The 20,163-nt window shown below is 42.4% G+C and carries 25 protein-coding genes; 15 read left to right on the forward strand and 10 right to left on the reverse strand.

Going from position 1 to position 20,163, the window contains the following annotated elements; translation table 11 throughout:
• Positions 1-43: 43 nt before the first annotated feature.
• The 6 genes from LRQ06_RS02795 to LRQ06_RS02820 all read right to left on the reverse strand — a co-directional run bounded on the left by LRQ06_RS02795 (position 44) and on the right by LRQ06_RS02820 (position 4,757).
• Positions 44-877: an alpha/beta fold hydrolase gene (locus LRQ06_RS02795; protein ID WP_232764919.1), complete on the reverse strand. Its 834-nt coding sequence runs from the start codon at positions 875-877 to the stop codon at positions 44-46.
• On the reverse strand, positions 877-1,428 hold the full coding sequence (locus LRQ06_RS02800) for a Slp family lipoprotein (protein WP_232764920.1): 552 nt from the start codon (positions 1,426-1,428) through the stop codon (positions 877-879). Before LRQ06_RS02800 ends, LRQ06_RS02795 begins: the two co-directional genes overlap by 1 nt.
• A gap of 33 nt (positions 1,429-1,461) precedes the next feature.
• Positions 1,462-1,773 carry a chromosome partitioning protein ParA gene (locus LRQ06_RS02805; RefSeq protein WP_232764921.1) on the reverse strand — a complete coding sequence of 104 codons (312 nt, stop codon included), beginning with the start codon at positions 1,771-1,773 and terminating at the stop codon, positions 1,462-1,464.
• A gap of 44 nt (positions 1,774-1,817) precedes the next feature.
• Positions 1,818-2,519, reverse strand: a complete 702-nt coding sequence (gene tsaB, locus LRQ06_RS02810) for a tRNA (adenosine(37)-N6)-threonylcarbamoyltransferase complex dimerization subunit type 1 TsaB (RefSeq protein WP_232764922.1) — start codon at positions 2,517-2,519, stop codon at positions 1,818-1,820.
• Between the two features lie 13 nt (positions 2,520-2,532).
• Complete coding sequence (gene yoaA / locus LRQ06_RS02815; protein WP_232764923.1) at positions 2,533-4,455, reverse strand: DNA repair helicase YoaA; 1,923 nt, start codon at positions 4,453-4,455, stop codon at positions 2,533-2,535.
• A gap of 101 nt (positions 4,456-4,556) precedes the next feature.
• Positions 4,557-4,757 carry a hypothetical protein gene (locus LRQ06_RS02820; RefSeq protein ID WP_232764924.1) on the reverse strand — a complete coding sequence of 67 codons (201 nt, stop codon included), beginning with the start codon at positions 4,755-4,757 and terminating at the stop codon, positions 4,557-4,559.
• Positions 4,758-4,944: 187 nt separating this feature from the next.
• On the opposite strand from LRQ06_RS02820, the gene purU reads away from it, so the two are divergent.
• From purU to LRQ06_RS02840, 4 genes are all read left to right on the forward strand, one after another.
• Positions 4,945-5,778 carry a formyltetrahydrofolate deformylase gene (purU, locus tag LRQ06_RS02825; RefSeq protein WP_232764925.1) on the forward strand — a complete coding sequence of 278 codons (834 nt, stop codon included), beginning with the start codon at positions 4,945-4,947 and terminating at the stop codon, positions 5,776-5,778.
• 193 nt (positions 5,779-5,971) lie between these two features.
• Positions 5,972-7,819 (forward strand): signal peptide peptidase SppA, encoded by a 1,848-nt coding sequence (gene sppA / locus LRQ06_RS02830; protein ID WP_232764926.1) that lies wholly within the window; start codon positions 5,972-5,974, stop codon positions 7,817-7,819.
• Between the two features lie 117 nt (positions 7,820-7,936).
• Positions 7,937-8,950: an asparaginase gene (gene ansA / locus LRQ06_RS02835; protein ID WP_232764927.1), complete on the forward strand. Its 1,014-nt coding sequence runs from the start codon at positions 7,937-7,939 to the stop codon at positions 8,948-8,950.
• A 237-nt stretch (positions 8,951-9,187) separates the two neighbouring features.
• Positions 9,188-10,012 (forward strand): DUF2989 domain-containing protein, encoded by an 825-nt coding sequence (locus LRQ06_RS02840; RefSeq protein WP_232764928.1) that lies wholly within the window; start codon positions 9,188-9,190, stop codon positions 10,010-10,012.
• A gap of 14 nt (positions 10,013-10,026) precedes the next feature.
• On the opposite strand, the gene msrB is transcribed toward LRQ06_RS02840, so the two are convergent.
• A complete protein-coding gene (msrB, locus tag LRQ06_RS02845; RefSeq protein ID WP_232764929.1) occupies positions 10,027-10,437 on the reverse strand; it encodes a peptide-methionine (R)-S-oxide reductase MsrB in 411 nt (136 codons plus the stop codon).
• A gap of 332 nt (positions 10,438-10,769) precedes the next feature.
• On the opposite strand from msrB, the gene gap reads away from it, so the two are divergent.
• From gap to LRQ06_RS02900, 11 genes are all read left to right on the forward strand, one after another.
• Positions 10,770-11,765 carry a type I glyceraldehyde-3-phosphate dehydrogenase gene (gene gap, locus LRQ06_RS02850; RefSeq protein WP_232764930.1) on the forward strand — a complete coding sequence of 332 codons (996 nt, stop codon included), beginning with the start codon at positions 10,770-10,772 and terminating at the stop codon, positions 11,763-11,765.
• Positions 11,766-11,893: 128 nt separating this feature from the next.
• Complete coding sequence (locus LRQ06_RS02855) at positions 11,894-12,778, forward strand: D-hexose-6-phosphate mutarotase (protein ID WP_232764931.1); 885 nt, start codon at positions 11,894-11,896, stop codon at positions 12,776-12,778.
• Positions 12,779-12,857: 79 nt separating this feature from the next.
• Positions 12,858-13,676 (forward strand): 23S rRNA (guanine(745)-N(1))-methyltransferase, encoded by an 819-nt coding sequence (gene rlmA, locus LRQ06_RS02860; RefSeq protein WP_232764932.1) that lies wholly within the window; start codon positions 12,858-12,860, stop codon positions 13,674-13,676.
• 114 nt (positions 13,677-13,790) lie between these two features.
• Positions 13,791-14,162 carry a hypothetical protein gene (locus LRQ06_RS02865; protein ID WP_232764933.1) on the forward strand — a complete coding sequence of 124 codons (372 nt, stop codon included), beginning with the start codon at positions 13,791-13,793 and terminating at the stop codon, positions 14,160-14,162.
• Between the two features lie 154 nt (positions 14,163-14,316).
• Complete coding sequence (locus LRQ06_RS02870; protein ID WP_232764934.1) at positions 14,317-15,078, forward strand: potassium channel family protein; 762 nt, start codon at positions 14,317-14,319, stop codon at positions 15,076-15,078.
• A gap of 113 nt (positions 15,079-15,191) precedes the next feature.
• The gene (locus LRQ06_RS02875; protein ID WP_232764935.1) at positions 15,192-15,791 is read left to right on the forward strand and encodes a sigma-70 family RNA polymerase sigma factor; all 600 of its coding nucleotides are present in this window, start codon (positions 15,192-15,194) and stop codon (positions 15,789-15,791) included.
• 143 nt (positions 15,792-15,934) lie between these two features.
• Complete coding sequence (locus LRQ06_RS02880) at positions 15,935-16,933, forward strand: permease (RefSeq protein ID WP_232764936.1); 999 nt, start codon at positions 15,935-15,937, stop codon at positions 16,931-16,933.
• A gap of 10 nt (positions 16,934-16,943) precedes the next feature.
• The gene (locus tag LRQ06_RS02885) at positions 16,944-17,180 is read left to right on the forward strand and encodes a thioredoxin family protein (RefSeq protein ID WP_232764937.1); all 237 of its coding nucleotides are present in this window, start codon (positions 16,944-16,946) and stop codon (positions 17,178-17,180) included.
• 131 nt (positions 17,181-17,311) lie between these two features.
• Positions 17,312-17,470, forward strand: coding sequence for a hypothetical protein (locus tag LRQ06_RS02890; protein WP_232764938.1), 159 nt, complete (start codon positions 17,312-17,314; stop codon positions 17,468-17,470).
• Positions 17,460-18,062 carry a Fic/DOC family protein gene (locus tag LRQ06_RS02895; protein ID WP_232764939.1) on the forward strand — a complete coding sequence of 201 codons (603 nt, stop codon included), beginning with the start codon at positions 17,460-17,462 and terminating at the stop codon, positions 18,060-18,062. The genes LRQ06_RS02890 and LRQ06_RS02895 overlap by 11 nt, the downstream gene beginning before the upstream one ends.
• A gap of 84 nt (positions 18,063-18,146) precedes the next feature.
• Positions 18,147-18,557, forward strand: coding sequence for a GFA family protein (locus LRQ06_RS02900; protein WP_232764940.1), 411 nt, complete (start codon positions 18,147-18,149; stop codon positions 18,555-18,557).
• Positions 18,558-18,590: 33 nt separating this feature from the next.
• Here LRQ06_RS02900 and LRQ06_RS02905 read toward each other — a convergent pair whose 3' ends face one another.
• The 3 genes from LRQ06_RS02905 to LRQ06_RS02915 are packed head-to-tail and all read right to left on the reverse strand — an operon-like array spanning position 18,591 to position 20,092.
• Positions 18,591-19,022 (reverse strand): DUF2000 domain-containing protein, encoded by a 432-nt coding sequence (locus LRQ06_RS02905; protein WP_232764941.1) that lies wholly within the window; start codon positions 19,020-19,022, stop codon positions 18,591-18,593.
• Positions 19,023-19,041: 19 nt separating this feature from the next.
• Positions 19,042-19,413: an MmcQ/YjbR family DNA-binding protein gene (locus LRQ06_RS02910; protein WP_232764942.1), complete on the reverse strand. Its 372-nt coding sequence runs from the start codon at positions 19,411-19,413 to the stop codon at positions 19,042-19,044.
• Positions 19,414-19,462: 49 nt separating this feature from the next.
• Positions 19,463-20,092, reverse strand: coding sequence for a LysE family translocator (locus tag LRQ06_RS02915; RefSeq protein WP_232764943.1), 630 nt, complete (start codon positions 20,090-20,092; stop codon positions 19,463-19,465).
• Between the last annotated feature and the right edge of the window lie 71 nt (positions 20,093-20,163).

Consider the following 20,163-nt stretch of genomic DNA (forward strand, 5'->3'; position numbering starts at 1 on the left):
TCTTATTTTTATAATTGTTTGTTAGGGGTCTATTGACCCCGAGTTATTCAGAGCGCACATCTTTAACTACGTTTAATATAATTTGTTTAATTGCATCAGGAGATTCAAGATGGCAATAATGCCCTCCCCTGACTGTATGAATCACACTTTGAGCAGGTAATATGACATTGCCATTATTACGTAAATGTTCAAACCCATCATGGCCGAGCACAATGTGGTACGGACACAAAATATGATTCACTATTTCCTGAGCCTGTTCGTGAGACATCCGGAAAAGAGACTGACAACTCAGTTTAGTGTCAGCACGCCAAAACCAGTGGCCATCCAACTCTTCAATTCCTCTTTGCACAATAGGCTCAACAAGGCTTTCCGGCAACTTAGCTCTTTTGCTTTTATGGGCAAGCGCACTTTGGTAGGTTGGATAGCCTTTACGCTTTTTCTTACGCATGCGTTCCCGGTTTTCCAAACCATTTCTTAACCGCTTGAGACTCAGCTCCGGCAACTCACTTAACGGACCTTTACCTTCAATCTGCACTAATGCGCTAACCTTTTCAGGAAAGGCGGCACTATAACAACTTGCAATCAATCCACCAAGTGAATGACCGACTAAAACACAAGATTTTGTCGGTAATGCCGATATGACCTGATGAATATCATCCAGATAGTCATGAAAAGGATAGAAGTAATATTCACCTTTGTGCTTAGAAAGCCCGTGCCCGGGCAAATCAGGCGCGTACAGATGAACATCCGGAAGACTATTATGAAGTTTCGATAATAAAACCTGAAAGCTGGCAGCATTATCCAGCCAGCCATGAATGAAAACAATCGAAAAAGGCGAACCTTCCGCCTCTCCCATTTCAATACCGGCCAATTCCATTATTTAACGACCTGAATAACGCGTCCCCGCTCTAAATCATCTTCATGGCAGGATAAGGTACGACAAGGCCGAAGATAAGAACCGAAGTGATTAATGATAACCTGATTCTCGATTCTCCACAGATGAAACCCTGTGACATTCATGACCGGAAATGTGCCCTGATATTGTCCGACCCTGGCCACTTCCGTTCCAGCGGTCTGTCCCAATACAGAAATCAAACGCCCTTTAGACAAAGTGACCGGATCCATAAATCCTTTGATATAAGCAATAAAACGGCCTTCAGGTTCAACATTTATGTCTGGTTTTCCACTGCCAGTCAGAGGCACATTAACAATTTCCAGCCGGGTTTTATCTTTCAGGTTTTCAACCGTCGCAATCACACCACCTAACCGGATTTCACGACCATCAGAAATGCCTGTTTTCCAGACTTTATAACTGGTAACCAAACTGGTATCTGAAGAAGTTAATTCCGGAGGGATCGTTGCACATGCGCTCAACAAAACAGTGACAACGATTAAAAAACAACACTTTAGTGACAGAAAGAAACGCATTTCTTTTCCCCAACAATAAATAGCAGCATCAAATTATATATAGATATCGACACCTAACATCTGTGCGAGTTCATCCCGCTTCGCCTGATTATAAACAGCATAATATTCCTGCAATGCCTTTTGAGATTTTCCTTCAGGGAGATCGTAATGGATCCGGCTGCTTTCCAGTTCCGATTCATCAATAGGCTGAATTGAATTTGCGACTGCTTTTGCAACCGCAGTAGGATGCGTTGCCGGTTTTGACTCATCTGCCGAAGAGGGCTTCTTATCCTTTCTCTGCGCCTTTGACGCTTTATTGGATCTGAACAAACCTGATGATGGAGGTAAACCATTAATAGAAACCATAAGCGCCCTCAATCAAATAAACAATGCCTTTTATGAAGCAAAAATCATTCCCGACCCGGTAACTTTTTCCAGGTAACGGTATCACGCAGATAGACCGGAGAAGCCTCTTCCACAGCAACCGTATTACCCTTTTGCCATTCAAGTTTAGCTAAACAAGCAATATCTTCTGCATCTGGATACAACACTTCGCCTGATGTCACCTCAAAAGGCAACTGAGTTAAAGAGTCCCGATACGTTTGCCATCCGGTCCCCGCAGAAAACCAGCTCTCTTCATCTTTTTTCAATGATTCGGTCAGTTCGGCAGGCGCAATCACCGTTTCCGGGTCAACCACCGACCATTCGCCATTTTTCTGACGGGCATATCTCGCCCAGTACACCTCTGACATTCTGGCATCAATTGCCGGAGCAACAAACGTAGCACCATGAACCCGAAAACACCCCTGAGCCATCGCTTTTAATGTCGAAACAGGGATCATGGGCAATTCAGCTCCCAATGCAATCCCCTGAGCGATTCCAATACCAATTCTGACACCAGTAAAGCTGCCCGGACCACAGCCAAAGGCTAAAGCATCAACCTGATTCAGTTCTAACTGAGCTTCTTTTAGCAATTCATCCACCATGGGCAATACTTTTTTTGTATGATCCCGAGGGGCTATTTCCCGACGGACATAACACTGATCATCAACAAGCAATGCAACCGAACAATTTTCTGTCGAAGTATCTATAGCTAAAATTTTTACGCTCATTCTGTTCTCTAACTTAATTTTTCTGAGAAATAGTTTTTAAAAAATCCTGAATTACCGCCAAATCACGGGTTCTGGGAATGGAAGGAAGACTGGCTAAAAATAACCGTCCGTAATCTCTTGTAACCAGTCGGTTATCACAAATAATTAATGCCCCTTTGTCCTGAGCATCGCGAATCAGACGGCCAACCCCCTGCTTAAGAGTAATCACGGCATCCGGTAACTGAACCTGACTAAATGGATCTCCGCCCTGAAGACGACAATCTTCAATTCTAGCTTTTAGCAATGGATCATCAGGAGCAGTAAAGGGCAATTTGTCGATAATAACACAGCTTAATGTGTCACCCCTAACATCGATTCCCTCCCAAAAAGCTCCGGTCGCAACCAGCAAAGCATTTCCCAGAGACATAAACTCAGCCAGTGTTTTTTGTTTACTGGTTTCTCCCTGCATTAATACCGGAATGCTCAGTGTTTCCCTGAATTTTTCACCCAGTTGTTTCATCATCTGATGTGATGTACACAGAAAAAAACACCGCCCTCCGTTACCTTCGATTACAGGCCCCAGCATGTCGGCCAGAACATCCGACATTTTGAAATAATTTGGTTCAGGTAAATATCGAGGTACGCATAACCGGGCCTGTTTTTCATAATCAAATGGACTTGGCAAAGAAAATTGCCGGACCGGCTTCAAACCAAGACGATGACAAAAATAACCAAAATCATCATTCACAGCCAAAGTAGCCGAGGTAAAAATCCACGCCCCCTGCTTGATAGTCATTTGTTCGTGAAATTTATCAGCGACGGACAACGGAGTAATATGCAAACTGAAATGACGGGGCGTCGTATCAAACCAATAAGAATATCCGGTGATAGAAACATCACAGATCCGGTTCAGACGACCGGAAATAACCGTTGCCCGTTCGTAAGCAGAATCCAGAAGCTGACTTCGACCTAACGCAAGTTTGAGGACATCAAAAGCAAACTGAAGTGCATCCTGCAAACGCTCGATACTACGTTGAATCGATGGCTGATTCACAACATCACGCCAGTTTCCCCGGAATCCCGGCTCACCCAGTTCAAGACGCATATCCATCGAGGTCTGCCTGAGTTTTTCAGCTACCTTTTGCAATTGACGCATGTCTTTTGCTTCTGTCCGGTAACCAATTTCAATATCCTTAGCTAATTCATGAAGTTGCCGGCTAGAAAGAGACTGACCAAAATATTGGCTGGCAATATCAGGCAACTGGTGCGCCTCATCAAAAATGAAAACTTCCGCTTCCGGAATTAATTCTCCGAACCCGGTTTCTTTTATTGCTAAATCCGCCAAAAACAAATGATGATTAACCACCACAACATCGGCATCCATTGCTTTTTTTCTGGCTTTAGAGACAAAGCATTCAGCAAATCTGGGGCACTCTTTCCCCAGACAATTTTCATTTGTTGATGTAATTAAAGGAATGACAAGACTATCTTCTGCGACATCATCGCAGTCCCCCAAATCCCCGGTCTTCGTCTCCGACGACCAATGGCGAACTTTCACCAACTCAGAAAACTGAGCTGTGTCAACTTCACCAGTATGACTTTCTAAAATCTGGCGATCCAGACGTTCCAGACACAGATAATTACTTCGGCCTTTCAGTAACGCTATATGCCCGAAAAAATCCAAAGCTTTGACGATAAGCGGCAGGTCACGGTGAAATAACTGTTCCTGAAGATTCTTAGAACCGGTACTGATGACAACTTTTTTGCCACTTTTTAAAGCAGGAACCAAATAAGCGAATGTTTTACCTGTACCAGTACCGGCTTCAACAACAAGTTGCTGTTCTGCACCAATAGCACTATGAACAGCTTCAGCCATATCAATTTGCGCCTGCCTAGGATGAAAACCGGGAATCGCTTTACCTAAAGCGCCCTGTTGAGAAAAAATTTCAGATATCATGACACCGGAACGTTTCAAGAACAGGTCACGAATTATGGCAGTTTTATCCCCACAGCGCGATCTCTAAAAACGATCACACCGTGTATATTCTCTCTCGGCGACTATTTCCGGTTTAAATAACGGTGTAGCCAGGGAGAACCGGAAAAAGGAACATCTTGCGATTGTAACGCTTTTACTGCCTCCTGCGGAGACGCTTTGCTCTCCCAAAGCTGTTCCAGTATGGCTTCATCTACAAGCTGGTCACCCATAAGTTCATGAACTCTCTCGGAATAGAGTCTTTTTGCTAATTGCTCTCTGTCCATAGTACCTTCCTCATTTTTAAGCGGAAAAGGTCCCTATACTTCAAGCCGGGGAAAAATTGTTTTGAGATTTTGTTGAATCTCTTGTCAATATAGATTAATTATAGCCACTATCTTTGATAAGTGTGTTGTCATTTGGCACCTCTGTATATCATATTTTTGTTTCAAAATTTGTCGGAATTCGTCACTAATGGAAAAGAAAACCCTTCTTACGCATTGCAAAGATGCACCTGGATTGATCGCTAAGGTCACCAATATTTGTTACAAACACCAGCTTAATATTATTCATAACAGAGAATTTGTTGACACAACGACCAATGATTTCTTTATGAGAACCGAATTAGAAGGCTATTTTAATGATCAAACCTTTCTGGCAGATATCGAGCAGGCACTCCCTAAGGACACAAACTATAAATTAATCAGTTCCGGAAGAAAACGGGTTGTCATTCTGGTCACAAAAGAAGCACACTGCCTTGGCGACATTTTAATGAAAATGTTTGATGGAAGTCTGGATGTTGACATTGCAGCCGTTATCGGTAACTACGATACCCTGCAAAGCCTGACAGAAAAATTTGGCATACCATATCATCATGTTTCTCATGAAGGTTTAAACCGGGAAGAACATGAACAGAAACTGCTGGCTGAAATTGAACAATATTCACCAGACTATCTGGTTCTGGCGAAATACATGCGGGTGCTGACACCAGCATTCGTTGAAAATTTCCATCATCGGATTATAAATATTCATCACAGCTTCCTTCCTGCTTTTATCGGGGCCAAACCTTACCAACAAGCATTTGATCGTGGTGTTAAAATCATTGGAGCAACCGCTCACTTCGTTACCAATGATTTAGACGAAGGCCCTATCATCGGGCAGGACGTGATTACCGTTGACCACACCTACAGAGCGCAGGACATGGCTCAGGCCGGTCACGACGTTGAAAAAAATGTTCTGAGTAAAGCGCTTAACAAAGTAATTGGCGATCATGTTTTCGTGCATGGTAATAAAACAGTCATCTTGTAATCGCACTCTAAAAAACAATAACGCACAAAATGTCATCCTGGTATTTTGTGCGTTGTTTTATTTGTACAGCATCCCTCCAGTTTTCCATCGCAACCGGTTGTCCATCTCAGACGAATCACGTAGGATGAGTGCCATCATCACATACACTTAAGAAGCATCAGTTTCTTATAGCAGGATATCGAACGGAGAGAGAATGAAGTCCATCTTCAGATTCATCGGCCTAATTTTCAAAGTTCTGTGGAAAAGCATTAATTTTGCTCGAAAGGCATTACTTAATATTGTTTTTTTATTAATCATTGGATTAATTTACTATGCAATAACAGGTACAGAAACCACGGTCGAGCCACCAGTATCCCCTTCAGCATTAGTTCTTAATATACAGGGTCCTATCGTTGAACAGCAACGCTACAGCAGCCCTGTAGAATCATTAAATAAGTCGTTACTAGTCGGCTCTCTCCCGAAAGAGAATGTATTATTCGATATTGTCGATAAGATAAGAGCAGCAAAAACAGACAAAAACATTACCGGTCTGGTTTTATCTTTAGCTGATATGTCGGACACAAGCCTGACAAAATTACGCTATATCGCAAAAGCGATTACTGAATTCAAAGCGTCCGGGAAACCCGTCATTGCCATTGGTTCATTCTATACTCAGAGTCAATATTATCTGGCCAGTTATGCCGATAAAATTTATTTATCACCTGACGGTGCCGTATTACTCAAGGGCTACAGCGCAAATGCTTTATATTATAAAAAATTGCTGGATAAACTGGATATAAATGCCCATATTTTCCGGGTTGGTACTTACAAGTCTGCTGTCGAACCATTTATGAGAACAGACATGTCTCCGGCAGCAAAAGAATCCAACCAACGATGGCTTAATCAGTTATGGGGCACTTACATTGATGATGTTGCTGGTAACCGTAAAATCCGCCCTTCTACACTGAATTTCAATATGGATCAATTTGTTCATAAGCTTGAAGCTGTAAAAGGAAATCTCGCTGAATTGTCCCTGAAAATGGGGCTGGTTGATAAACTAGCCAACCGACCTCAGATCCGCCAGGCCTTGATCAAGCGGTTTGGTAGCGATGGAAGCAACAGCTATCAGGCCATTAGTTACTACGATTACGACGGTTCGGTTCAGAAAAATCACTTCCGGCATAATGAAATAGCGGTTGTTGTGGCTGACGGAACCATCATGGACGGAGATCAACCAAGAGGCACCGTCGGTGGTGATACTATCGCGGAATTACTCAGAGAAGCACGTAATAATCCCGATATAAAAAGTGTGGTATTGAGAGTGAACAGTCCGGGAGGCAGTGCTTTCGCTTCAGAAGTCATTCGTAACGAAGTGGTCGCGCTGAAACAAGCAGGAAAACCCGTTGTCGTTTCCATGTCTGGCTTAGCTGCTTCCGGTGGTTACTGGATTTCAATGAGTGCCAATAAAATTATTGCTCAACCAACCACTCTAACCGGTTCAATTGGTATTTTCAGTGTAATAACAACGTTCGAAAAAACCATCAAAAATATTGGTATCAGTACTGATGGCGTGGGAACCACACCGTTCTCTCAACAGGGAGTATTTACCGGGCTGTCTAAAGGCGCTCAACAAAGCATACAACTCGTCATTAATCATGGCTATCACCGCTTCATCAGTCTGGTGTCTCAAAGCCGTCATATCCCTCTGAACAATGTCGACAAAATTGCCCAGGGGCATGTATGGACAGGGAAAGATGCATTGTCATTTGGTTTAGTTGATAAATTAGGTGATTTTGATGACGCTGTTACTTTAGCGGCTAAACTGGCTAAGATTGATCACTATCAGCTCAACTGGATGAAAAAACCACTATCAACACTGGAGCGGCTAATGGTCGAATTTTCCCAAAGTGCAAAAGCATCATTAGGTATCGATATGACCAGTGTACTGCCGAAAAGTATGCAACCCTTAATAAGCACGGTAAACCAACAAACTGAGTTGCTGAATCTGTTAAATGATCCCAAAGGTCAATATGCACTGTGCCTTACCTGTCACGTTAAATAACTGACTGGTTAATGATTATGGTTGTTTTAAGGGGAGAAATGCATTTCTCCCCTTTTTATTGAATAGTAATTCGTTATAATCGCAGCCCTGTTTCTTAGTCGGACCAAAGAAATCATCATGTCCAGAAAACACATTTACATCGCCTATACCGGCGGAACAATAGGAATGCAAAAATCCAGTCACGGATATGTCCCTGTCGCTGGTTTTATGGAAAAACAATTGGCAAACATGCCGGAATTTCACCGGCCAGAAATGCCGGAATATACTATCCATGAATATGCGCCTCTTATTGACTCTTCAGACATGACGCCGGCACACTGGCAACAAATCGCAAATGACATTGGTGACAACTATGACAAATACGATGGATTTGTGATTTTGCACGGTACCGATACGATGGCTTATACCGCATCGGCATTATCATTTATGCTGGAAAACCTTGGCAAACCTGTGATTGTGACCGGTTCTCAAATACCCATTGCCGAACTGCGCTCAGACGGTCAGGCTAATCTTCTCAACTCCCTTCATCTTGCGGCAAATTACCCCATCAACGAAGTGACTTTATTCTTCAATAACCAGTTGATGCGCGGAAACCGTAGCACAAAATCACACGCAGATGGTTTCAATGCTTTCACCTCTCCTAACCTGCCTCCTTTATTGGAAGCCGGCATCAATATCCGCATCGGCAACGGTGTTGAAATTGATAAAAAACCCGATGGAAAATTCAAAGTCAGTCATATCACTCCTCAACCTGTTGGGGTTATAACCATGTATCCGGGGATCTCATACGAAGTAATACGTAACACATTGCTTCAACCTGTTAATGCAATGATTCTGCTTACGTTTGGAGTCGGTAATGCACCTCAGAATCCCGAAATACTGGAGCAACTTGAAAATGCATCTAAACGGGGAGTCATCGTGGTTAATCTGACTCAATGTCTGGCCGGAAAGGTCAATATGGGCGGTTATGCCACCGGATGTGCACTGGCAGACGCCGGAGTAATCAGTGGCTATGACATGACACATGAGGCAGCATTGGCTAAATTACACTATCTGCTGAGCAAAGATCTCAGCTATGAAGAAGTAAAAATTCAAATGCAAAAAGTGCTTCGTGGCGAAATGAATAAATAAAAATACAAATGCCTCATTCGCTTTCGTCGCGCCTGGGGCAATTTAGTTGATGCAACCCGGGATTTCGCCTAACTCCATCTTTTCCCATAACATATTTGAATAAAAAAACATCTGTTCCCTGCTTTCTTCTGTTATATCTTATGAATCTGGATTATGCTTATACCAACATATTCAGGCTGAACAATATAATTAACTATGTATCCCAGCTCATATATATACACACTAAAAGCTCATGGTATGAAAATAAAATCATTAGTTGTAATGACAGTCGCTGCCGGTCTTCTGTCTGGTTGTTTTGAAGATCGCAGGAACACCGAACAGGTATGTGCCGATCATCCGCTGCTAAAATGCGAAGAACTCAATATGGATGACGGACAATGCCGAATCCCACGGACTAATTTAATCTGGCATCGCCTGGATGTGATAAAAAAACCGACAGACCTCAGTAAAATTAAAGAATACAAATTAACTCAGGCATACAAAAAATGTCTGGAAGTCGCAGCCCAGATTCAGCCGATTGAACAGGCAGAACTGAAAAGAAGGCGATTTAACGCTTTGGTCAACTCCGGGGCGAATCTAAAACGTCTGGAAAATGAACTCAAAAAATACAAAACTCCCCGCTCTCTGTATTTCCTGTGGAGTCAGATAGGTGATCTCGATTCCAGAAGACGCTTCCTTCAGCTTGAAGGAACAAAAGAACTGGAAACACCCTATTTACAATACGCACTAGCAACCTTTTATATTGACCGAGATCCTGAAAAAACAGTTAAGTTCCTTAACCATTCTCTCGAATTGACCCATTCCTCTAAAAATCTGAATCTTCAGGTAATTGAATCCCTTGCAAGCCTTTATAACCTAATGAAAGAAAAAGAAAAATCTTACATCTGGGCTAAAGTCAGTAAAGAGTTCGGAGCCGCGGTTGCTGATGACAAACAACTGTTTCTGCTTTACGGTTTTGACGAAAAGAGAAAAGATCAGCTGGATGTCATCGCAGAACAAGTCATTGATGCCATCAATGACGGAGAATTTCATTCAACTCTGATTCCGAAAAATTTAAATTAATTACAAAAACTAAATTAATCGGGTGCTTTTTCGCCTGTTTTGTTGAAAATTAACGACACAGAATTAACACAGTAGCGTTCGCCTGTTGTTTGCGGACCATCGTCAAATACATGTCCCAGATGACTATCGCAGCAGTTGCACCGAATTTCTGTCCGGATCATTCCGCACGATTTGTCTTCTAAATATCGAATGGCATTTTCTTTAATTGGTGCGTCAAAACTGGGCCATCCACATCCTGATTCAAACTTATTCTCAGACCGAAAAAGCGGTTCGCCGCAGCATGTGCAACAATAAATACCGGTCTCAGAATTAAATAGTAACTTTCCGGAAAACGGCGCTTCCGTATGCCTTTCACGGCAGATGCGATAAGCATCGTCACTCAAACGCTCTTTCCAGTATTCATCCGGTTTATCAATCTTATTCAAAAAATAGCCTCGCTTGTATGGGTAAGAATTAAATTTTAATAAAGGAAAAACTTGCACTAAACATTATATGTAGCACATACTTTTAACGCTAAACATTTTCCATTAATATTAGCCATAATTACCACGGATTTTTAGGTATTTAACTCAACTGTTAGTATTCAGAAACAAAATAAGTTTAAAAAATAAACATATACAATCTCTGAATAAAAAAAGCATCGCTTTTTTTTGACTTTAGACAATTTAAATCGGATTATCTATTGCAGATTTTGCTGGTTTCTGTAATTTTACTACCAGTTATCTTTAATCAGAAATTAAGTTGTGGAGCAACTATAATGACTATCAAAGTAGGTATTAACGGTTTTGGCCGCATTGGCCGTTTTGTTTTCCGTGCGTCTTGTGCACGTGACGATATCGAAGTTGTTGGTATCAACGATCTTATCGACGTTGAATACATGGCATACATGCTGAAATATGACTCAACTCACGGCCGTTTCGACGGTACTGTTGAAGTGAAAGACGGTAACCTGATTGTTAACGGCAAAACAGTTCGCGTAACTGCAGAACGTAACCCAGAAGACCTGAAATGGGATGCAATCGGTGTAGACGTAGTTGCTGAAGCAACTGGTATCTTCCTGACTGACGAAACAGCTCGTAAACACATCACTGCTGGTGCGAAAAAAGTTGTTCTGACTGGTCCTTCAAAAGATGCAACTCCTATGTTCGTTAACGGCGTAAACTTTGATTCTTACGCTGGTCAAGACATCGTTTCTAACGCTTCTTGTACTACTAACTGTTTAGCACCTATTGCTAAAGTTCTTAACGACAAATTCGGCATCGAATCTGGTCTTATGACGACAGTTCACTCTACTACTGCAACTCAGAAAACTGTTGACGGTCCTTCAATGAAAGACTGGCGTGGTGGTCGTGGTGCTTCTCAAAACATCATTCCATCTTCAACTGGTGCTGCTAAAGCGGTAGGTGTTGTACTTCCTGAAGTAAACGGCAAACTAACTGGTATGGCTTTCCGCGTACCAACTGCTGACGTTTCTGTTGTTGACCTGACTGTTAACCTGAAAACTGCTGCATCTTACGAAACTATTTGTGCAGCAATGAAAGAAGCTTCTGAAGGCGACCTGAAAGGCGTTCTTGGCTACACTGAAGATCAAGTTGTTTCTCAGGATTTCATCGGTGAAACTTGCACTTCAGTATTCGATGCAAAAGCTGGTATCGCTCTGACTGACAAATTCGTTAAAGTTGTATCTTGGTACGACAACGAAATCGGTTACTCAAACAAAGTTCTGGACCTAATCGCTCACATTTCTAAATAATTGACGATTAGTCTAAACATTTGTAAAAAAGGCGGCCTTGTGTCGCCTTTTTTGTATCTATTGTTTGATCTGCATACAAAAGCAGCTCTAAAGTAAATCATCTATCGCCAAATAAAAGGAATGATGTCATGAATTTACTATCCTTACCGGCAATTAGTGTTTTGTCTGACAACATCAGTATTGTTGAAATTGATACTGTAAAAGTCATCAGAATCCTTCACGAGAAGGCCACTGCAGCCATATCCCTTTTCGGAGCTCATCTGATCTCATATCAACCCCATGGCCATCAGGAATGTTTATTTCTGAGCAAAGACGCTCAATTTAATGGCGAAACGCCTATTCGCGGTGGAATCCCAGTGTGCTGGCCCTGGTTCAACAAACTCGCAGAGCCCAGTCACGGTTTTGCCCGGACCTCCGAGTGGCAGTTAAAAGAACATAGGGAAAACGAGGCCGGCGTTATTATTCAACTATCTTTACAGCATAATGAACAAACCCGAAACATTTGGCCATATGAGTTTGAAACACTGATCACCTTCGAAATAAAAGAAACTGCCCATATCAGCCTCACTGTCAAAAATACCGATGAACGTCCATGGACTTTTTCCGGAGCATTACATACATACCTTAATGTTGGGAATATCTTAACAACCCAGACAAAAGGCCTGGGTACTCACTATCTGGACAGTTTACAGGGAGGGAAAGAGTGCATTGGTGAAGACACTCTAATTCTGACGGATACTATAGACCGGGTTTATACCAAGCCAGAATCGCTCATCACCATCCATGATGACACATGGAACCGGGCGTTAGTTGTCAAGAATGAAGGTCATAACTCTGCTGTTGCCTGGAATCCCTGGAAAAATGGGGCTGAGAATATGACGGATATGAACAATGACGGATACCAGAACATGCTGTGCGTTGAATCCGTTATCTATTCCAATTGTCTGTCCGCCGGACAAACACTTCAGCCTGGTGAAACTCATGTCCTTTCAACTCAGATATCAGCAAAATAACTTGATCAGAGGCGGAAAACAGCCGCCTTTTTTAGTAAACTCTCGTTCCGGCTAACAATTCAATTTTTGAGGTCCTTTCGTGTATCAATGTCCCCTTTGCCATAACCTACTGGCAAAAAAAGAACGTGGTTTAATCTGTCAAAATAATCATCAGTTTGATTTTGCAAAAGAAGGCTATGTCAACCTAATGCCGGTACAGCATAAACGTTCCAAAGTTCCTGGTGACAACAAAGAAATGATGCAGGCGCGCCGCCGTTTTCTTGAACAGGGACATTATGATCAAATGCGTAGCAAGGTAGCAGAAAAATTGGTGATGCATACCCACCAGGAAAGTATCAGTATTCTGGATATTGGTTGTGGTGAAGGGTATTACACCCATGAATTCTCCCGGCGTCTTCAGGAAAAAAAAACAACATCAGCAACATATGGCCTTGATATCTCAAAGGTCGCCATCCGGTACGCATCGAAACGCTATCATGACTGCCATTTCTGTGTAGCCTCAAGCCACCGCTTACCCTTCCCGGATAATTCCCTTCAGGCAATAATCCGTATCTATGCTCCATGTAAAACCGAAGAGCTCAACCGCTGTCTTGCCCCTGATGGTATTATCATTACCGTTACTCCCGCAGGGAAACACTTGTTTCAGCTAAAAAAATTAATTTATCCAAACGTTCTTCTGCACGATGAGACTCCTGAAATTATCGAGGGATTCAGCCTTATCCAAAACGAAAAATTACACTATACAATGTCTCTGGACGGAAACAGTGCTTTCGATTTACTACAAATGACTCCTTTCGCCTGGCGGGCCTCAGAAGAGATAAAATCATCCATTAAAAATCAGACATCTTTTCTCTGCGAAGCAGACTTTTCAATCCGTGTTTACAAAAAATCAGAATAGGCACGCATATTGCTAAATAATCCATATCAGAATTTTACCCAGAAACTCTAAAAATTATTCAAGTTTTTCAGAACCACTCCGATAACTAAGTCAGGAGCCTGGTAGGAGGACGTTATGGATCCAGTAAAAGTAGGTTCATCATCTTCATTGTATTCGCCTCAGTCAGTAAAGGCTCAGTCACTGGCGAAGCCGCAACAAACAGCGGAAAAAGAAGCCAATTCATTAATGAAGGTTGAAGACAATAAAGTCACGCTGTCTAAAGAAGGCAAAGCGCTGTTAGAAGCGCTAAAACAAATAGATAAGGAAAGCAAAACTGAGGCAGAAAAAGATAAGTCCGTAGGCGATAAAGTAGAGTCGTTTACCTATGGGGCACTTGGCATGGAGCACCCGGATAAAGCAGAAGAAGAGCAGGATTCATCATACTCAGCGGGGCAATATCTTTCCGCAGCGGCAACAATTGGTACCATTCTACTTGCTATCGTTTGACCGTTTTCACATCTAGTGTGCCGTCCGGAGCAGTTGTTACGGCACACTAGCTTTTTTCTTTCGTGATATCCAACCAGAGACCCGGAGACTGTGGTCGTGGTATAGTTATCTCCTTCACTGATAACAACTCCCGGAAAAGTCACTGGCGATTAATATGCTAACGAAAAATAGCAATGCGGAAGAGCTCGCAATCGGCCCATTTCAAATTTTTGTATTAATTCTATCCATTTATGTACTGCTCGCTCTCAGTATTGAAAGCATTTTTGCTCTCCCCGCTTTTGCCACAAAAATACTGTATATTACCGATAATATTATCTGCATCTTCTTTCTGTATGATTTTTTCGTCCGGCTAAAAGCGGCGAAAAACAAAGTGGCCTTCATGAAATGGGGATGGATTGATTTAATCTCCAGTATTCCAATGCTGGATATGTTTCACTATGGTCGGGTGGTCAGAGTCTTCAGAGTATTAAGAATTCTTCGCTCCACCAAAGTTATCATTCATTATCTGTTTCAAAACCGGGTTCACGGGGCCTTCTCTCTGGTCTCATCCGTTTCAATCCTCTTAGTTATTTTTGGGGCCATCTCCGTATTAGAATTTGAGAGAGGTGTCGAGGGAGCAAACATTAACAATGCCGTTGATGCACTTTGGTGGTCTTTCGTTACCATTACCACTGTCGGATATGGCGACTGCTACCCGGTGACCTATGAAGGCAAAATCATTGCTGCCATTCTGATGGCCGCAGGCGTCGGATTATTTGGCACCTTTACCGGATTTGTCGCCTCATGGTTCCTTGAAGATAATGACGATAGAAAAGATCATCACATGATGAACAATCTGGAAAATGAAGTGGCCGAACTCAAGCAGGAAATCTCCGAATTGAAGGCCATCATTGTGCAGCAAAACGGGCAAAAGTAGTGTCATCTGAACGGAAATCAATACCTGATACTATTCAACACCGGTTTTGTGATTGCCCGTTGTTCATTTTCGATCTAACCTAACCTTATTCATTAATGGTCATATACTCATTTATGAGAAAACAGCCTTTTTCAAGCGTAGTACCTTGCCTGAGTGAAACGTGGCAGAATGCCACATCCGATCTTTACCGCTGGCTCGTCAAACAAAGCGGAGATAACGAGCTGGCTGCCGATTTATTACAGGAAACGTTTATCAGAGCACTGACGCAAAAAGACGGATTTTGTGCAATAAAAAATCAGAGGGCCTGGCTTTACCGGGTTGCCGGTAACTTACTAACGGATGAACAGCGCAAACAAAGCCGTTTCCGATTCAATGATAACCATGCCCTGCACCAGATTCATCACAAAAAGGATGAACACCGGCCGGTTGATGACCTTGCCCAGTGCTTACCTAAAGCATTAACCAAATTGTCCCCTGAAGATAAAGACATTCTGGAATCCTGTGATCTGAAAGGAATGAAACAACAGGATTATGCCACCTCTCATGGTCTATCCCCTTCTGCGGTAAAATCACGAATTCAGAGGGCCAGAAAGAAACTGAAGCACATTTTAAAATGTCAGTGTCAGATCCGTTTCGATGAATCTCAACAGATCTGCTGCTTTTCTCCCCAAAAGACACATCCACTGCCCGGCAAAGCAAAACCATCCCGGTAAATTACACAATCGTCATGTTTATTTCCGAATAGTGCTATAACAATAAAATGACGAAAAAATGATGCGTCTTTTTCTTCACCTGTACGTCTTAATAAATACGGTACTGAATATCCTGACTCAGTATCCGATATTAAGGAGAAAAGATGTTCGAAATATTTACCTTGCTTGCCAATGTTGTCACGTATCAGCTATTCGGATTAGAACAGGGACACAAATTATCCGGTGCCGTGCACTTCTTTATTGAAGATGTCAGCAAAATCCTCTGTCTGCTCGTTGTCATGATCTATCTGATTGCCTTGGTAAGGGCATCACTGAATGTTGAAAAAGTACGGGATTATCTGGCAGGTAAAAAACGCCTCTTTGGCTACACTGCCGGCAGTTTCTTCGGAACTATTACGCCTTTTTGTTCCTGCTCAAGCATCCCGGTATTTCTCGGGTTTACTTCCGGCGGAATTCCTCTTGGCATCACTATGGCATTCTTAATCACTTCACCGTTAATTAACGAAGTCGCTGTTCTGCTGCTGTTCAGCTTGCTTGGCTGGAAATTTACGCTTTTATACGTTCTGGTCGGTATGTGCATTGGTATTTTAAGCGGCTGGTTTCTCGATGCAATTGGTGCCGAACGCTGGCTTCAGCCTTTCGTCACTAAAGCGATGCAAAACAGTAAAGGCAGCAATATTGCCTCCTCCAGGCAGGAATCCGAAAATACTTCAATGACATTCCGGGAACGTCATACATTTGCAAAACAAGAGATGTCTGACATTGTTGGTCGGGTATGGAAATGGGTCATCATCGGTGTTGGTATCGGTGCTGCGCTTCACGGTTTTGTGCCGGATGGATGGATAGAAAATAATTTAGGCTCCGGACAATGGTGGTCCGTACCGGTTTCCGTTGTATTAGGTATCCCGCTTTACTCTAATGCAACCGGCGTCATACCAATAATGGAAAGCCTGTTAAAACAGGGCATGCCTATCGGTACGACGCTGGCATTCTGTATGAGTACGGTAGCAGCCAGTGTTCCGGAATTCGTTATGCTGAAACAAGTGATGCAATGGCGTTTGTTATGTGTTCTGTTTTTGGTATTACTTGTCGATTTTGTCGCAATTGGTTGGATATTTAATTTATCCATATGGAATTTTTAGGAGGAAAACAATGAAAATAGTTAAAGTACTGGGTTCAGGCTGTACCAACTGTGTTAATACAGCCAAATTAATTGAAAAAGTAGCTCAGGAACAAGGTATCGACATCACCGTAGAAAAAGTGACGGATTTAGAACAGATCATGAATTATGGCGTTATGTCCACTCCCGGTGTCGTTATGGATGAGCAAGTCGTTCATTCCGGAGGTGTCCCGAAAGAACAGGATATTGTTACCTGGTTAAACCGCTAAAGACTATACTTTACAGGGATGCAGACTTTACCTGCACGGGTTTGCATTCCCTGTCCGAGGTTTGATTGCAAATACTATATCCCTTACACTAAACAGGCTGAGACAGGCTAATTTTCAAACATGGAGTCAGAATGACGAATACGTCTGCTAAACTATCGGTAGAGAAGAAAAAAAAATTCACCCCCAAACTGGATAACTATAAGACAAGCCTGCAATATGAAGGACTGACACTGAGTACAAAAGATGAGAATCGCTCGATTACTGAGTTGAAGCAAAAATATGCGAGATAAATACGCCACACGACATGATAAATATTGCTATGCTGGCACTGATATTTTAATCAATCTGCTTCATATTCATGATGCAGATAAACTCGCCCGGGCAGAGGCGGCGTTTACCGCCGAACGCTATCTGACCTATAAAAGCACCATTTCATCCATTGAAGAATTCACCTTAGACCACCTGAAACACTTACACTTTCACCTCTTTCAGGACATTTATTCATGGGCCGGAAAAATCAGAGATGTTGATATTTCAAAAGGTCACACTCGTTTTTGTACCTCCAGCCGGATTGAACCCGAAGCTAAAAAACTGTTCGGACGACTACCAGAGCTGTCAACGATTACAAATCGATCCCAATTAATTGAATCCGTAGCAGATCTTTTCTGTGAAATAAACCTGCTTCATCCATTCCGGGAAGGAAATGGACGGGTGCAGAGGCTATTTTTTGAAGAAATGCTCTTTATATTAGATTATGAGCTTATCTGGCCCTCCATCTCACGGCAACAGTGGCTGGAAGCCAACATTGCAGGTGTTCACATGAACCTCTCCCCGCTTATCCATATTTTTGATCAAGCCATTTCCCGTCATATTCAGTCATAACATATTCACCTATTCCTCTCTCTTTTCCCTTTTATAGGAACATGATATGGTTCATCCGGAAGGTTTTCACTGCAAAAGGGAATAATGATGACCAAGGTAATCACCGGCGGCTGTATGTGTGGTGCAGTCAAATTTGAGCTTGAAGATGACTTCAGCCAGTTTTTCCTGTGTTATTGCGAGCAATGCCGTAAGATGACAGGGTCAGCAAATGCCAGCAACTTATTTACCCGCACAGATAATATCACATGGCTACAGGGCAAAGAGTTTACGAAGAGATATGAACACCCTGACAGACGATTCTCAAAAGTATTTTGTACAGAATGCGGTTCAGGCTTACCCTACGAGTCAAAGAGTGGAAAAGCACTGATCGTACCCGCAGGCAGTCTGGATTGCGAACCAGAGAAAAAACCGGATGCTCAGATCTTCTGTAAAGAGCAGGCTGAATGGCATAAAGAGGGAATACATGCCCCAAAATTTTCAGCATTTAAAAAGTAAGAATCCGCTTATTTATAATTGAAAGCAGAAGCCCTACTTATATAAACTGAATTTCTTCGTAAATTCACGCAAACTTTCAGTATGACCGAACAGACATATTCCAAGATATTCAAGATCGGTCTCTCTTGTCTCATTGGTGATCGATTGCTGATGAACAGAGCCTCCTTCTGTCATCGTATGAGTGAAATCTGTAAACGGAATGCCACGGGATAACGCCTCTTCGCGAATTTTCCGGATTTTATTAGAGTTATCTGCTTTCAGCACAATAAATGGATAATGAGATAAGTGCGGATGACAATTTCCATCCATATCCTTGTAATCAACATATTCGGCACTGCCTGTTTCTAATAAATCAGATAACCCGACACTCAGATGCCCCAAAACATTCAACGTTCTTCCAATGTCCATTTTCTTATTCAATACCGCAATAAACCGTTTACTACTCTCATCCGGTAAATCAGTCATCTTTTTTCCTTATAAATATTCAACGTCTTTGGTCATCAATACCCAGTTCCTTACGTTTTCTTTTACTCAGGCCAAGGGAAACCAAATGATAGGACTCCGATAAGTAATACTTTAAATCGTCATCAAGCTCTCCGGATGTCCCGGTTTGCTGAATCCATTTAATGCCACGACTGGCAAAATACGGAGCGGGTATGTACCCTTCCGCATCGCTCAGAAAATCAAAATTGATAGCCGACGTTTTAAAGGAATAAACCGGATGCCCTTGTTTATTCCGGCTTCCAATAGCAAACACCTTTCCGCCCACTTTCCATACTTCCGAACCTCGCCACTGAATCACATGACTGGTTGCCGGAAATGAACAGCAAAAGTGATTAAATTCGTCATGTTCCATCTAAATATCCTTTCAAACCGGCACACCATAATACAAATAAAGACACATATTAAGATCGGTTACTCAATATTAATACGCCACCAAAAGCCATAAAAGTCCCACCGGTAATTCTGTTAAATATCCTGCCGACACTGCCGTCTGACAAGCTGTTTACCAGATGCTCAGCAACAACAGCATAAATCAGGAGTGCACTAAACGAGCAAACAGAAAAGATAAGTACCAATAAAGAAAACTGCTCAAACACAGGGTGATTAACATCCATAAATTGTGGAAATAATGCAGAGTAAAATAACAACGCTTTCGGGTTGCTCACTCCGGTCAGATACGCTTCAGTAAATAACTTCCGGTTTGTCATACCCCGACCCTTTAATTTCGGGCTATCATTCCTGAAACCGGAACGATTTGGCTTCGCTGACCAGGTCTTAATACCAATATAGAAAAGATATCCGCCACCGATAAGCTTCAACACCGTAAAAAGCGTATCCGATGCCATTAATAACGCACTCAGCCCGGCAGCGGATAACCCGGCCAATGTCATCATTGCGGCCATATTACCGACAATGCCTACCATGGCTTTTCTTACTCCATAGTGAGTCGAGTTCTTAACGGCTAATAATACCGCCGGTCCCGGGGTAAAGGTGGCAGCCAGACATGTGACTAAAAACAGTGCATAATCCATAACAATTCCATTTGAATCCCGAATTCATAACTTTGAACAAGGCTATCTGTCCCTGATATCCCAACGAAATA

This window comes from Vibrio salinus (assembly GCF_021272385.1).
Lineage (GTDB): Bacteria > Pseudomonadota > Gammaproteobacteria > Enterobacterales > Vibrionaceae > Vibrio > Vibrio salinus.

Bases quoted from the DNA above. Each gene is read 5' to 3' on its own strand.
- LRQ06_RS02795 (WP_232764919.1), bottom strand. From the start codon at position 877: ATGGAATTGGCCGGTATTGAAATGGGAGAGGCGGAAGGTTCGCCTTTT.
- LRQ06_RS02800 (WP_232764920.1), bottom strand. From the start codon at position 1,428: ATGCGTTTCTTTCTGTCACTAAAGTGTTGTTTTTTAATCGTTGTCACT.
- LRQ06_RS02805 (WP_232764921.1), bottom strand. From the start codon at position 1,773: ATGGTTTCTATTAATGGTTTACCTCCATCATCAGGTTTGTTCAGATCC.
- tsaB (WP_232764922.1), bottom strand. From the start codon at position 2,519: ATGAGCGTAAAAATTTTAGCTATAGATACTTCGACAGAAAATTGTTCG.
- yoaA (WP_232764923.1), bottom strand. From the start codon at position 4,455: ATGATATCTGAAATTTTTTCTCAACAGGGCGCTTTAGGTAAAGCGATT.
- LRQ06_RS02820 (WP_232764924.1), bottom strand. From the start codon at position 4,757: ATGGACAGAGAGCAATTAGCAAAAAGACTCTATTCCGAGAGAGTTCAT.
- purU (WP_232764925.1), top strand. From the start codon at position 4,945: ATGGAAAAGAAAACCCTTCTTACGCATTGCAAAGATGCACCTGGATTG.
- sppA (WP_232764926.1), top strand. From the start codon at position 5,972: ATGAAGTCCATCTTCAGATTCATCGGCCTAATTTTCAAAGTTCTGTGG.
- ansA (WP_232764927.1), top strand. From the start codon at position 7,937: ATGTCCAGAAAACACATTTACATCGCCTATACCGGCGGAACAATAGGA.
- LRQ06_RS02840 (WP_232764928.1), top strand. From the start codon at position 9,188: ATGAAAATAAAATCATTAGTTGTAATGACAGTCGCTGCCGGTCTTCTG.
- gap (WP_232764930.1), top strand. From the start codon at position 10,770: ATGACTATCAAAGTAGGTATTAACGGTTTTGGCCGCATTGGCCGTTTT.
- LRQ06_RS02855 (WP_232764931.1), top strand. From the start codon at position 11,894: ATGAATTTACTATCCTTACCGGCAATTAGTGTTTTGTCTGACAACATC.
- LRQ06_RS02865 (WP_232764933.1), top strand. From the start codon at position 13,791: ATGGATCCAGTAAAAGTAGGTTCATCATCTTCATTGTATTCGCCTCAG.
- LRQ06_RS02870 (WP_232764934.1), top strand. From the start codon at position 14,317: ATGCTAACGAAAAATAGCAATGCGGAAGAGCTCGCAATCGGCCCATTT.
- LRQ06_RS02875 (WP_232764935.1), top strand. From the start codon at position 15,192: ATGAGAAAACAGCCTTTTTCAAGCGTAGTACCTTGCCTGAGTGAAACG.
- LRQ06_RS02880 (WP_232764936.1), top strand. From the start codon at position 15,935: ATGTTCGAAATATTTACCTTGCTTGCCAATGTTGTCACGTATCAGCTA.
- LRQ06_RS02885 (WP_232764937.1), top strand. From the start codon at position 16,944: ATGAAAATAGTTAAAGTACTGGGTTCAGGCTGTACCAACTGTGTTAAT.
- LRQ06_RS02890 (WP_232764938.1), top strand. From the start codon at position 17,312: ATGACGAATACGTCTGCTAAACTATCGGTAGAGAAGAAAAAAAAATTC.
- LRQ06_RS02895 (WP_232764939.1), top strand. From the start codon at position 17,460: ATGCGAGATAAATACGCCACACGACATGATAAATATTGCTATGCTGGC.
- LRQ06_RS02900 (WP_232764940.1), top strand. From the start codon at position 18,147: ATGATGACCAAGGTAATCACCGGCGGCTGTATGTGTGGTGCAGTCAAA.
- LRQ06_RS02905 (WP_232764941.1), bottom strand. From the start codon at position 19,022: ATGACTGATTTACCGGATGAGAGTAGTAAACGGTTTATTGCGGTATTG.
- LRQ06_RS02910 (WP_232764942.1), bottom strand. From the start codon at position 19,413: ATGGAACATGACGAATTTAATCACTTTTGCTGTTCATTTCCGGCAACC.
- LRQ06_RS02915 (WP_232764943.1), bottom strand. From the start codon at position 20,092: ATGGATTATGCACTGTTTTTAGTCACATGTCTGGCTGCCACCTTTACC.